Below are 13,060 nucleotides of genomic sequence, written 5' to 3' on the forward strand. Positions count from 1 at the left end.
CCGGGTCGGTTGGCGTCGTCGCAGCAAGCACACAACGTTTGCTCTGCTACCGATCCCAACCTGCTAGCCCATGATTGCACTACCGTCGCTGCGCCGCAGCCAGTCGCTGGGCAAATTCGGGCGACTGCATGGAGTAGGCCTGCGGGCCGAGCTCGGTGCGCATGGCGAAGACGTGTTGCTCGTGGTCCAGCGATCCCGGGCTGACGGTGGCGCGCATGGTGGCCTTCGTCGCCAGCACGACCTCGCGCGGGGCGGCCGCGGGCCCCGCGGCGAGCTCCAGCGCTGCGGCGACCGGATCGTCGGCGACGGAGAGCGCCAAGCCGTGGCGCACGGCGGCCTCAGCGTCGAAACGCATGCCGAAGAGCAGGGCCGCGCGGGCCACCTGCGGGCCCACCGACCGCTGCAGCATCCAGGTCGCACCACCGCCGGGATGCAGCCCGAGCTTCTGGAACCGGGCGTCGAACAGCGCCGCCGGACCGGCGATGCGCACGTCGGCCACCAGTGCGAGATTCAGACCCGCGCCGACGGCCGCGCCGTTGACCGCGGCGATGGTGGGCAGCCGGCAACTGCCGACGGCCATGAAGCCGTCGTAGAGCTGCTGCAGACCCGTCTCGGCCTTGTCGCCGCCCGCGGCGCCGAGCGCGCTGAGGTCCGCGCCGGCGCAGAACGCTTTGCCGGCGCCGGTGACCACCAGGGCGTGTACGTCGGGATCGGCCTCGGCCCGCTCCACGGCGGCGCGCAGGCGCGCCGACATCTCGGCGGTCACCGCGTTGCGCCGGTCAGGGTCGTTGACGGTGATGAGTGCGACGCGTTTGTCGACGGTGAACAAGACGAGGTCGGATTGGGCCATCGGGCACCTCCGCGGCTTGGGTTTGGCGGGTCCGGGCGACGCACGATGCTGTGCCGTCGGCTGCGACTCCGGGGCAGGGTAAGGGTACTGCGCGACCTGCTTGCGGATGGCAACCGGTGTGAGCGCGGTCGCCGCGAGTTTCGCCCGATAGGCACCAGCGGGAACCCTTTAATGCCTTCGCATTCGGTCTTGACCGGCGGGGGATTCGCTTCCCCTCAGGACGCGAACGCTATTGGAGGTCGGCTACGGGCATTTCCAAAGAATGGTTGGGAAAAGGCGAATACGTTTGCCCTGGGCGCTCGAGCGACGCTCGAAAAGGTGCCGAGACACGGCACGTCGTTTAATGACGGAGATGTGATTCAGGACCGAAAATGCGCCACCGCGCTTGACCCGACGCCCAAGGAGCATCACGCATTGAGCCTGGAGCCTTGACTAGTTTGCTCACCCGCATCGGGTCTAGCCAACCTCTTCGCCAGCTGATCGAGCGCCGCTTGGCGCCGTCTGACGGCACCCGCTCGTTGATCCCGCTGCGTTCCTTGGATCACCGTGCTTGGCAACGCGTCGTAGCGCAGCCTCGTATTCGCATAGTGGATTGCCGCATCGATCATTTCGATGTAACGCTCCGCTTCGTCCACGGCGCACGTGCCCTCGATGCGCTGGACCTCATCCCAACAGGGATAGGAGGAGTACCGGGCATCGAGCCGTTGCTGCGAAACCTGGGCACCGAAGTAGCCGCGCCAGTCTCGGCTTAGCCACCCCCGTGTCTTGACCTCAACTTTGATCCTGTTCCCCAGCCCGGCTACGAACTTGGGTTCTCCAACTCGCACCACCGGTTGCCAGTCGTCCGACGTCACATCGACCACCCCTCGAATAGAGACGCCCTAAGTCATAATCCCCCGACCAGCGTCGTCTGCTCGCACGACACGCTAATTGTCGTTCCCTAACCGTCTATTTGGCAAACGTTTGGCGACCGGCGGCAATGCAGCACTTGTTGAGAGCCTTTAACACCGTTGTGTCCTGCGGCGCAGCGACGGTGCGCGAGGGCACCAAGGAGCCTTTGAGAATCCGCCAAGGCCTACCGCTGATGCTGATAGCGGGCCGCAGAGAGCGCCCACGCAAGGCGCCGACGGCAGGAGCACTCAATGCGAATCGTGGCGGAGCAGAAGACAGCAGACAAGAAAGTCGGTTACGTTCGCCTGGCGATAGTCTCTGCCGTAATCGCCGGTCTGATCGTGCTCGGTCTGTGTCTGATCTCCGCGAACAGGCCCGCCGCGGGTCACCCTTGTTCCATGCGGAATGTGACCACGAAGGACGCGACCGGCCACACGGTTTCGTGCGACCGGACGACCGCAAAAGCGCGTGACCTCGTCTGGCAGGTCGCACCGGCGTCGTAGTGGCGGTTCGCGGTTGCACGCGGGCCACGGGATGGGCAACGCTCGGGCGCCTCAATGCATTGCTAACGGTGGCACCTATGGCGAAAGAGTTCATGAAGGAACTCCGTTAAGGGAGTGCCGCAGGCCATGCGGGTTCACACTTGTGGAATGAACCTCCTTGATTGCACCGCCTACGCGCTGAGCGCAGCGCCACCGCGGGTGGCCTGATCGTGCCCGCCGGTGGGCCCGAGCCGGAGCCGCGCCGCCCGTTGAAGGGCCTCTCGGACATACGCGCGTTCTTTCACACCAACAAGGTGCCGCTGTACTTCATCTCGCCGACCCCGTTCAACCTGTTGGGCGTTGACCGCTGGATACGAAACTTCTTCTACCTGACCTACTTTGACTCTTTCGAGGGCACACACTCGCGCGTGTTCGTGCCGCGGCGACGTGACCGCCGCGATTTCGACTCGATGGACGAGGTGTGCAGCCATCTCCTGTCCGACCCCGAGACGCTGGAGTTCATCGCCGGTAAAGGCCCCGGCGGCAAGTGCTGCTTTGTGATGATGAACGAGGAAATCCAGGCCCTCGCGCGGTCCGCGGGCCTCGAGGTCATGCATCCGCCGATCGAGCTGCGCAATCGCCTGGGCTCCAAGATCGTCATGACGCGCCTGGCCAGCGAGGCGGGGGTGCCGAGCGTGCCAAATACGATTGGGCGGGCCGGCTCCTATGACGAACTGATGGCGCTCGCACAAAACGCCGGCTTGGGAGACGATCTCGTCATCTCGATCGCGTATGGCAATGCCGGCAGCGGGACGTTCTTTGTGCACGGTCAGCGCGACTGGGACGAGCACGCCGGTGACCTGGTCGGGCAGGACCTCAAAGTCATGAAGCGGATCCGCAATGTGGAGGTGTGCCTCGAGGGGGCCGTGACCCGCCACGGCACTGTGGTCGGCCCCGCGATGACCAGTCTCGTCGGTTATTCGGAGCTGACTCCGAGCCGGGGCAGCTGGTGTGGCAATGACATCTGGCACGAGGTGCTGCCGCCCGCCCAGACGCGTGCCGCGCGAGAAATGGTGACAAAGCTGGGCGACGTCATGCGCCGCGAGGGTTACCTCGGTTACTTCGAGGTGGACCTGCTGCACGACCTCGACTCCGACGAGCTCTACCTCGGCGAGGTGAATCCGCGCCTGAGTGGCGCGAGTCCGATGACGAACTTGACCACCGAGGCCTACGCCGACATGCCGTTGTTCCTCTTTCACCTGCTCGAGTACATGGACGTGGAGTACGAGCTCGACATCGACGAGATCAACTCCCGCTGGGAGCGCGGCTACGGCGAAGACGAGGTCTGGGGCCAGGTGATACTCACCGAGACCTCGCCGGATATCGAGATCTTCACCGCGACGCCACGCACCGGGGTATGGCGTATCGACGACGACGGTCGGGTCTCCTTTTCGCGGACCGCCAACGACTGGGCCACGCTGCTCGACGGCTCCGAGGCCTTTTACATGCGGGTCGCGGCGCCCGGCGACTTGCGTTCCGAGGGCGCCCAACTCGGCGTGCTCGTCACCCGCGCACACCTGCAGACGGACGACTATCAGCTCAGCGAGCGCTGCCAGCGCTGGGTCAAGGGTATGAAGGCGAAGTTCACCTCAACGCCCCTGACGCCCGCCGCGCCGATCGTCTCGCGACTCGTCGCGCGCGCGTGAGCCGCCCGGCCGGCATCGCACTGCACAACTGGCTGTCGCCGCCCTACGCGCGGTGGTCCTTCCAGCATGTCGAAAACATGGTGCCGACCGCGGTAATCCCCCGGGGGACCGGGCCGGTCGCGCGCCTGCCCGCCGCCCGTGCTCCCGTGGCCGAAATCCCGGTGACCAACACCAATGGGACGGCCGCCACCGTCGGCGCGGTAATGGCCGCCACCGTCACCGACGGGTGGGCCGTCGCCCACCGCGGCTCGACGGTGGCCGAGGAGTACCTGGACGGCATGACGGCCACGACCCGGCACCTGCTGTTCTCGGTGAGCAAGTCGATGGTGGCGGCGGTGGCAGGCGGGTTGCACGGCTCCGGTGCGATCGATCTTGACGCGCCGGTCACGAGATACGTTCCCGCCCTGGCCAATTGCGGCTACGCCGGCGCGACGGTGCGCCACCTGCTGGACATGAGGTCGGGCATCGCCTTCTCCGAAAATTACGACGACCCGGCCGCCGAGATCCACCGTCTCGACCAGGCGATGGGGTGGGCACCCAAGACCGGCCCGGACGTCCCTGCCACGCTGCACGACTTCCTGCTGACCCTGCGGCAGAAGTCGGCTCACGGCGGACCGTTCGAATACCGCTCGTGTGAAACGGACGTCCTCGGCTGGATCTGCGAGGTCGCTGCCGGCCAGCGGATGCCCGAGTTGATGTCGAAACTGCTGTGGAGCCGGATCGGCGCCCAACGCGACGCCACCATTGCCGTCGACCCGGTCGGTACTGGGTTTTGCGATGGCGGCGTCAGCGCCTGTCTGACCGACATGATCAGGTTCGGGTCGCTGTTTCTGCGCGACGGTGTCTCACTGACCGGGCAGCAGGTGATGCCGGCGGCGTGGATCGCCGACACCCTCGACGGCGATGCCGACTCCCGTCAGGCGTTCGCCGCCAGCCCCGACCACGACACCGACCTGCCTGGCGGGATGTACCGAAATCAGATGTGGTTCCCCTACCCGGGCAACAACGTGGTGCTGTCCCTGGGCATGTGCGGCCAGATGATCTACGTCAACCGCGCCGCGGAGATGGTGGCCGCCAAGGTGTCCACCCAGCCGCACTCCCATGAGCCGCACATGCTGGACACGCTGCGCGCGTTCGATGCGGTGGCGCACGAACTGGCCGGAGTCTCCGGTTAGTGCCTGGTGCCCGCGTCAGGTGTGGACGATCCAGCCGGCTTCGGTGTAGGGAGCGTGTTGCGCGGGATCGTTGATCGTGATGTACAGGTCGTCGCCCGGCGGCATAACGAAGCCAACGAATCCATGTGCGGTCTGCCCGTCGTGAAGTCCGCCCATTTCCAGCGGGGGCATCTTGTCGAGCCTCTGGTAGTCGACCGCAAACGTCGCCGGCTGCGGCGCATCGGCGGGATGCGTCAACGGCTGATTGCCGCCGCCGTATCCAGCGAATATGTAGTTCTGGTCGAACTGGAAGAACCGGTGGGACGTCGCGGTGATAGTGACTTCCACGACGTTGCACCCGGAGTCAGCCGCCGGATTCGCAAAATGAGAGGCGCACCCCGGCGGTAACCACGTTGCACTGTTGACCGTGATGTCGGCGGTCGCGCCGCCGGCCGCCCGCGCATGCACGGGCACGCCCATCTGACCGATCGGGAACGGTGGATTCTCCGACGTGGGGTCAGCCGAACCGGTGGGACATGGGTATGCGGCAATGGCCACGACGGCCGCAGCTGCAGGAATCACAGATTCCGCGCGCACCCCGGGTGGTTACCCGCAGCGCTGCCGCACGCAAACCCATCACTAATCACCGCCCTCACGGCGACGTACCGCTGCCCGGCCACGCTCAACGCCCTCATCAAGTGGAGTGTCAAGGATCAACCGAAACGGGGTGTAAAGCATCAGCCGAAACACACCAGATAGTGCCCCCGGCACGACTCGAACGTGCGACCTAGGGATTAGAAGGCCCTTGCTCTATCCACCTGAGCTACGGAGGCAATGTGCAGGTCAGTCTATTCCAACGGCGTGTCGCGAGACGACTCGCCGCCGCGACGCGCGCGAAAAGCGTTCCCGCGCCGGGGTTATCGGCTATGGTTGGGACCCTCGACACACGTACAACACCGGCCGGTAATCGGCCGTTTACCGCAACGAGGCGTGTGCAGATCGTCGAGGGGTGGCGTTGCTATGAGCGTGACCACGCACCTGACTTCACGGTGCTCTTGGGCTGGTACCCAGGCAGCACGCCTGGCGGCCGACGCGATGGATGCCTACCGGGCCGGCACCCTTTTGCTGCGGGGGTCGCCATTGGCGCTGGGCTGCCTCGTGGGCTGGCTTTCGACGGAGTTTCCACCGCACGTCGTGACCGGGCACGCGTTGTCGCGGGTCGCGCACCCGTCCATCGGCCGCGTCGGCACATCCTGGGCGGCGCAGCGGGCGGATAGGGCGCTGACCGCCGCGCTCGAGGAGTCGTTCGGTCCGGACTTCCGCGAGCAGGTGTGCCACCCGACCAGCATCAAGCCGGTCTGCGCGCCACGCAGCGGCATGTTGAACAGGCCAGGGCCGCATCGCCGGTACGCGGCGCAGACGTCAAACATCTCCTACGGTCCGGGTGGGCGCGACAACCTGCTCGACATCTGGCGCCGTCATGACCTGGCGCCGGGGCGGCGGGCGCCGGTGCTGATCCAGGTCCCCGGCGGGGCGTGGACGGTCGGCGACAAACGAGTGCAGGCCTACACGCTGATGAGCCGCATGGCCGAACTCGGCTGGATCTGCGTCTCGATCAACTACTGCAAGAGCCCACGTTCGACGTTTCCCGCGCACCTCATCGACGTGAAGAGGGCGATCGCGTGGGTCCGCCAAAACATCGCCGACTACGGGGGTGATCCCGACTTCATCGCGATCACCGGCGGCTCGGCCGGCGGACACCTGGCCTCCCTGGCCGCGCTCACCCCGAACGACCCGGCGTTCCAACCCGGATTCGAAGGCGCCGACACGACGGTTCAGGCCGTCGCGCCCTATTACGGCGTTTACGACTTCACCGATTTCGAGAACATGCACGACTTGATGGTGCCGTTCCTCGAGCAGTTCGTCGTGAAGGCCCGCTACGCCGACAAGCCCGAGCGGTTCAGGGCGGCGTCACCGGTTACCTACGTGCACAGCGACGCGCCGCCCTTCTTCGTGCTGCACGGCGAGAAGGACGAGTTGGTTCCCAGTGGCCAGGCCCGGGGCTTCTGCGCGGCGTTGCGCGCGGCCGGCGCTGCCACGGTGGCCCACGCGGAGCTCGCCAATGCGCACCACGCGTTCGACATCCTCTCCACGGTTCGATCGCGGCTGGCCGCCGACGCCGTCGCCGATTTCTTGGGCGTCATCTATGGCCGGCGCGTCAACTCCCTGCTGGACTTGGACCAGCTGGCAGCCACGTCGGCTAGCTGAGCCCGGGCCCTCGGTCACCGGCGCCGCGGTCCGGCCGCTCCTTTCACCAGCGCGGCAACCCGACTAGCGTTGTGTTGGCTATGGGGTTGGCGGGGCCGAGGCAGGAGGCTTGATCGACGGTGACAGGGCTGGCGCGTCGGGCGGAGGACCATGACTGAGTCCATCGAGGTCGTGAAATTGTCCGACCAACTTGGACCGGTCGACTATCTGATGCATCGTGGTGAAGCGAATCCCCGGACTCGGTCGGGGATCATGGCGCTGGAACTTCTCGACACCACGCCGGACTGGGATGAGTTCCTGACCCGATTCGAGAACGCTTCCCGACGGGTGTTACGGCTGCGCCAGAAGGTTGTCGTGCCGACCCTGCCGACCGCGTCGCCGCGCTGGGTGGTGGATCCCGATTTCAACCTCGAGTTCCACGTGCGCCGGATGCGGGTGGCCGAACCCGGCACACTGCGCGACGTCTTCAACCTCGCCGAGGTGATCCTGCAGTCGCCCATGGACATTTCCCGTCCGCTGTGGACGGCCACCCTGGTGGAGGGTCTGGCCGACGGCAAAGCCGCCACGCTGCTGCACGTCAGCCACGCGGTCACCGACGGCGTCGGCGGTGTGCAGATGTTCGCGGAAATCTACGACCTGGAGCGCGACCCGCCTTCCAAGCCGACGCCCCCGCTGCCCATCCCGCAGGACCTCACGCCCAATGACCTGATGCGGCAAGGCATTAACCACCTGCCCACCGCCGTGGTCGGCGGTGTCGTGAGTGCGGTGGCCGGTGCGGTGTCGGCGGCCGGACGGGCCGTCCTGGAACCGGGGTCCACCGTGTCCGGGATCGTGGGCTATGCCATGTCCGGGATGCGGGTGCTGAACCGGTCAGCCGAGCCGTCTCCGCTGCTGCGGCGCCGCAGCCTGGCCACCCGCACCGAGGCGATCGACATCCCGCTCTCCGACCTGCACCGGGCGGCCAAGGCCGGCGGCGGATCGATCAACGACGCGTACCTCGCCGGCTTGTGCGGCGCCCTGCGGCGCTACCACGAGGCGCTCGGCGTGCCGATCGGCACACTGCCGATGGCGGTGCCGGTGAGCCTGCGGGCCGAGGCCGACACGGCGGGCGGCAACCGGTTCACCGGGGTCAACCTGGCCGCGCCCGTGGGTACCGTCGACCCGGTTTCGCGGATGAAGAAGATCCGCGCGCAGATGACGCAGCGCCGCGACGAGCCCGCGATGAACATCATCGGTTCGGTCGCACCACTGCTCAGCGTCCTGCCGACCGCGGTGCTTGAGGGGCTCACCGGCTCGGTGATCGGCTCCGACGTGCAGGCCAGCAACGTGCCGGTGTACCCCGGAGACACCTACATCGCCGGCGCAAAGGTGTTGCGGCAGTACGGGATCGGTCCGTTACCGGGGGTGGCGATGATGGTGGTGTTGATCTCGCGGGGCGGGTGGTGCACCATCACCGTGCGCTATGACAGGGCGTCGGTGCGCAACGAGCCACTGTTCGCTCAATGCCTGCTGGAGGGCTTCGACGAAATTCTGGCGCTGGCCGGTGAGGGGGCACCCCACGCGGTGCCCGCCTCGTTCACCGAACCGGCGACTTCGGCACGGGCGGTGTCGGGCTCATGAGCGCCGCCAAGGACCAGGGAGACGAGCGCGGAGCGGCCGGGTCGGACATGCGCTTGCCGGGCTCGGTCGCCGAAATCATGGCCAGCCCACCGGGTCCAAAGATCGGGGCGTTCTTCGACCTCGACGGGACGCTGGTGGCCGGCTTCACGGCGGTGATTCTCACCCAGGAGCGACTGCTGCGCCGTGACATGGGCGTGGGTGAGCTGCTCGGCATGGTCCAGGCCGGCCTGAGCCACACGCTCGGGCGCATCGAGTTCGAGGACCTCATCGGCAAGGCCGCCGCCGCGTTGGCCGGCCGCCTGCTGGACGACCTGGAGGAGATCGGCGAGCGGCTGTTCGTGCAGCGGATCGAGTCGCGGATCTACCCGGAGATGCGCGAGCTGGTGCGGGCGCACGTGGCTCGCGGGCATACCGTGGTGCTGAGCTCGTCGGCGCTGACCATCCAGGTCAACCCGGTGGCGCGGTTCCTGGGCATCTCGAACATGCTCACCAACAAGTTCGAGACCACGGAAGACGGAATACTCACTGGCGGTGTGCAGAAGCCGATCCTGTGGGGTCCCGGCAAAGCTGCTGCGGTGCAACGGTTTGCCGCCGAGAACGGCATCGACCTGAAGGACAGCTACTTCTACGCCGACGGGGACGAGGACGTCGCCCTGATGTACCTGGTCGGCAACCCGCGCCCAACCAATCCCGAGGGCAAGATGGCCGCCGTGGCCAAACGCCGCGGCTGGCCGATCCTGCGGTTCAGCAGCCGCGGTCCGGTGGGCCTGCGCCGGCAGATCCGCACCCTCGCCGGGTTCGGCTCGATGTTCCCCGTCGCCGCCGGCGCCGTAGGCATCGGCGTGCTGACCCGCAACCGGCGGCGCGGGGTCAACTTCTTCACCTCGACCTTCTCGCAGCTGTCGCTGGCGATCGCCGGGGTGCAGCTCAACGTCATCGGTCAGGAGAACCTGACCGCGCAGCGACCGGCGGTGTTTATCTTCAATCACCGCAACCAGGTTGACCCGGTCATCGCCGGCGCGCTGGTGCGCGACAATTGGATCGGCGTGGGCAAGAAGGAGCTGAAGAAAGACCCGATCATGGGCACGCTCGGCAAGCTGCTCGACGGCGTCTTCATCGACCGGGACGACCCCGTCGCCGCGGTGGAGACGATGCACGAGATCGAAGACCGGGCGCGGAGGGGACTGTCGATCGTGATCGCGCCGGAAGGCACCCGCGTCGACACCACCGAAGTCGGGCCCTTCAAGAAGGGGCCGTTCCGCCTGGCCATGGCGGCCGGCATCCCGATCGTCCCGATCGTGATCCGCAACGCGGAAATCGTCGCCGCCCGCAACTCCACCGTAGTCAATCCCGGTACCGTGGATGTCGCCGTCTTTCCGCCGATCTCGGTGCAGGACTGGACCGTCGAGAACCTCTCGGAGCGCATCGCCGAGGTTCGCCAGCTGTATCTGGACACGCTGGCCAACTGGCCGATCGACGAGCTGCCCCAGGTCGGTATATATGCCGAGAACAAGGCGGCGAAGAAAGCGAAGGCCCCCGCGAAAAAAACTGCGGCTAAGGCCGTCTCGAAAGCACCGGCGAAGAAGGCCGCGCCGAAGAAGGCCGCCTCGAAAGCCAAGCCCGCCAAGGCGAATCCCCATGAATCCCAGGCCGCCCTCAAAGACGGTGAGGCACACGGGCCCGCCGAGTCCGCCGCCGGCGCGGAGCCGCCGGAATCCGCGCCCGAAGGGCGGCCGTGACCGAAGCGGCCGCGGATACCACCGCGGTCCTCACCGGCCAAGACTCGCTGGTGTTGGCGTCCATGGCCTCACCGGTCGAGCGGGAACTGATGACGGCCTGGATGGCTCAACAGCGCGCGGATAAGCCCGAGGCGACATTCGACGTGCTGGAACTCCCGCCGCCCACCGCGGCCCGCGACGCGCTGACCGCGTTGATCGAGCAGCTCGAGGCAGGCGGCGGCGACGACCGTTCCATCGTCCCGGTGCGGGTGTTCTGGCTGCCCCCACCGGATCGCGGCAGAATCGCCAAGCTGGCCGGCCTGCTACCGGGGCGAGATCCCTACCACCCCAACGAACGTCGGCAACTGCAGATCATGCGCAACGCTCCCCAGCGGGCGCGGGTGGTGGCCGGCGAACCCGCGAAAGTTTCCGAACTGCGCGAGCAGTGGCGCGACATCACCGTTGGCGAGAATGAAAGCGACTTCGCCCGATTCGTCATCCGGCGCGCGCTGCTGGCGCTGGAACGCGTCGAGTATCGGATCCTGGGGCCACAGTACAAGTCTCCGCGCCTGGTAAAGCCGGAGATCTTGGAGTCCAGCCGATTTCGTGCCGGGCTCAAGAAGATCCCCGGCGCGACCGTCGACGAAGCGGGCGAGATGCTCGACGAACTCTCCACCGGCTGGAGCCGGGTGTCCGTCGACCTCGTTTCCGTCCTGGGCAGGATGCTGAGCCGCGGATTCGATCCGGAGATCGACTACGACGGATATCAGGTCGCGGCGATGCGCGCCGCCCTGGAGACCCATCCGGCGGTGCTGCTGTTCTCGCATCGCTCCTACATCGACGGCGCGGTGGTGCCGGTGGCGATGCAGGAGAATCGGCTGCCGCCCGTGCATGTGTTCGCCGGCATCAACCTGTCGTTCGGCGCGATGGGCCCGTTGCTGCGCCGGTCCGGTGTCATCTTCATTCGCCGCAACATCGGCGAAAACCCGCTCTACAAATATGTTCTCCGCGAATACGTCGGGTACATCGTCGAAAAGCGGTTCAACCTGAGTTGGTCCATCGAGGGCACGCGCTCGCGCACGGGCAAGATGTTGCCGCCAAAGCTCGGCCTGCTGGCCTACGTCGCGGACGCCTACCTGGACGGCCGCAGTGAAGACATCCTGCTGCAGCCGGTGTCCATCAGCTTCGACCAGTTGCACGAGATCGCCGAGTACGCGGCCTACGCCCGCGGCGGGGAGAAGACGCCCGAAGGCGTTGGCTGGCTGTACAACTTCATCAGGGCGCAGGGCGAACGCAACTACGGCAAGATCTACGTCCGCTTCCCGGAGGCCGTTTCGATGCGCCAGTACCTGGGCCCGACGCACGGCACGCTGACTCACGACCAGGACGCCAAACGGCTTGCGCTGCAGAAGATGTCGTTCGAGGTCGCGTGGCGGATACTGCAGGCGACACCCGTGACGGCGACGGGCCTGGTGTGCGCGTTGCTGCTCACCACTCGCGGCGCGGCGTTGACGCTCGATCAGCTGCACCACACCCTGCAGGACTCGCTCGACTATCTGGAACGCAAACAGAACCCGATGTCGACGAGTGCGCTGCGGCTGCGCTCGCGCGCCGGTGTTCGGGCGGCGGTCGACGCGTTGTCCAACGGGCACCCGATCACCCGGGTCGACGGTGGCCGGGAACCGGTGTGGCACATCGCCCCCGACGAGCAACACGCGGCCGCGTTTTACCGCAACTCGCTGATCCATGCCTTCCTGGAGACCTCGATCGTCGAATTGGCGCTGGCGCATGCCCGGCACGCCGAGGGCGACCGGATGCGCGCCTTCTGGGAACAGGCGATGCGGCTGCGCGACCTGCTCAAGTTCGACTTCTACTTCGCGGACTCGGCGGCGTTCCGGGACAACATCGCCGAAGAGCTGGCCTGGCACGACGATTGGGAAGCCCACGTCAGCGCCGGCGGCGAGGAGATCGACGCGCTGCTGTTCGCCAAGCGTCCGCTGATGGCGGACGCGATGCTGAGGGTGTTCTTCGAGGCCTACGAGATCGTCGCCGACGTGCTGCGGGATGCGCCGGCCGACGTCGGCCAGAAGGACCTCACCGAGTCGGCGCTCGGCGTGGGCCGCCAATACGTGGCGCAAACCCGGGTCCGCAGCAGCGAATCGGTGTCGACGCTGTTGTTCGCCACGGCCTATCAGGTCGTCGTCGACCAGGATCTCATCGCGCCCGCGCCGGACCTCGCCGAACGTCGGGCCGCTTTTCGGGGGGAGCTGCGGGACATCCTGCGGGATTCGGATTACGTCGGGCGGATAGCCCGCGGCCAGTTCGTCGCCCGCGAGGTCAAGGCGCGTCGGGAGCGCCTGGCTCGGTAGTC

At 66.8% G+C, this 13,060-nt stretch carries 9 protein-coding genes and 1 tRNA gene; 6 read left to right on the forward strand and 4 right to left on the reverse strand.

The annotated features are described in order from the left end of the window. Nucleotides 1-79 precede the first annotated feature (79 nt). Together A5781_RS21450 and A5781_RS21455 are read right to left on the reverse strand one after the other, a co-directional pair. Nucleotides 80-850: an enoyl-CoA hydratase gene (locus A5781_RS21450; RefSeq protein ID WP_067211467.1), complete on the reverse strand. Its 771-nt coding sequence runs from the start codon at nt 848-850 to the stop codon at nt 80-82. A gap of 407 nt (nt 851-1,257) precedes the next feature. Continuing rightward, nucleotides 1,258-1,704 (reverse strand): hypothetical protein, encoded by a 447-nt coding sequence (locus A5781_RS21455; RefSeq protein WP_067211611.1) that lies wholly within the window; start codon nt 1,702-1,704, stop codon nt 1,258-1,260. A gap of 743 nt (nt 1,705-2,447) precedes the next feature. Between A5781_RS21455 and A5781_RS21465 the strand changes: the two genes are divergently transcribed. Together A5781_RS21465 and A5781_RS21470 are read left to right on the forward strand one after the other, a co-directional pair. After that, a complete protein-coding gene (locus A5781_RS21465; RefSeq protein WP_156624930.1) occupies nt 2,448-3,929 on the forward strand; it encodes a biotin carboxylase in 1,482 nt (493 codons plus the stop codon). Next, on the forward strand, nt 3,926-5,104 hold the full coding sequence (locus A5781_RS21470) for a serine hydrolase domain-containing protein (protein WP_067211474.1): 1,179 nt from the start codon (nt 3,926-3,928) through the stop codon (nt 5,102-5,104). Before A5781_RS21465 ends, A5781_RS21470 begins: the two co-directional genes overlap by 4 nt. A gap of 15 nt (nt 5,105-5,119) precedes the next feature. Here A5781_RS21470 and A5781_RS25965 read toward each other — a convergent pair whose 3' ends face one another. Then, entirely contained in the window at nt 5,120-5,680 is a 561-nt protein-coding gene (locus A5781_RS25965) for a hypothetical protein (RefSeq protein ID WP_067211478.1), read from the reverse strand. A gap of 162 nt (nt 5,681-5,842) precedes the next feature. Beyond that, nucleotides 5,843-5,916 (reverse strand) — tRNA-Arg (locus A5781_RS21480). A 187-nt stretch (nt 5,917-6,103) separates the two neighbouring features. Here A5781_RS21480 and A5781_RS21485 point away from each other — a divergent pair. From A5781_RS21485 to A5781_RS21500, 4 genes are all read left to right on the forward strand, one after another. Next, nucleotides 6,104-7,351, forward strand: a complete 1,248-nt coding sequence (locus A5781_RS21485; RefSeq protein WP_067211482.1) for an alpha/beta hydrolase — start codon at nt 6,104-6,106, stop codon at nt 7,349-7,351. 150 nt (nt 7,352-7,501) lie between these two features. Beyond that, nucleotides 7,502-8,971 carry a wax ester/triacylglycerol synthase family O-acyltransferase gene (locus A5781_RS21490; RefSeq protein WP_067211485.1) on the forward strand — a complete coding sequence of 490 codons (1,470 nt, stop codon included), beginning with the start codon at nt 7,502-7,504 and terminating at the stop codon, nt 8,969-8,971. Then, nucleotides 8,968-10,710, forward strand: coding sequence for an HAD-IB family hydrolase/lysophospholipid acyltransferase family protein (locus tag A5781_RS21495; protein ID WP_067211488.1), 1,743 nt, complete (start codon nt 8,968-8,970; stop codon nt 10,708-10,710). Before A5781_RS21490 ends, A5781_RS21495 begins: the two co-directional genes overlap by 4 nt. Beyond that, nucleotides 10,707-13,058, forward strand: coding sequence for a glycerol-3-phosphate 1-O-acyltransferase (locus tag A5781_RS21500; protein WP_067211491.1), 2,352 nt, complete (start codon nt 10,707-10,709; stop codon nt 13,056-13,058). The genes A5781_RS21495 and A5781_RS21500 overlap by 4 nt, the downstream gene beginning before the upstream one ends. Nucleotides 13,059-13,060 lie beyond the last annotated feature (2 nt).

It is taken from the genome of Mycobacterium sp. 852002-30065_SCH5024008 (genome assembly GCF_001665645.1).
Classification (GTDB): domain Bacteria; phylum Actinomycetota; class Actinomycetes; order Mycobacteriales; family Mycobacteriaceae; genus Mycobacterium; species Mycobacterium paraffinicum.

Coding starts and splice junctions, on each gene's coding strand:
- A5781_RS21450 (WP_067211467.1), bottom strand. CDS start 850: ATGGCCCAATCCGACCTCGTCTTGTTCACCGTCGACAAACGCGTCGCA.
- A5781_RS21485 (WP_067211482.1), top strand. CDS start 6,104: ATGAGCGTGACCACGCACCTGACTTCACGGTGCTCTTGGGCTGGTACC.
- A5781_RS21490 (WP_067211485.1), top strand. CDS start 7,502: ATGACTGAGTCCATCGAGGTCGTGAAATTGTCCGACCAACTTGGACCG.
- A5781_RS21495 (WP_067211488.1), top strand. CDS start 8,968: ATGAGCGCCGCCAAGGACCAGGGAGACGAGCGCGGAGCGGCCGGGTCG.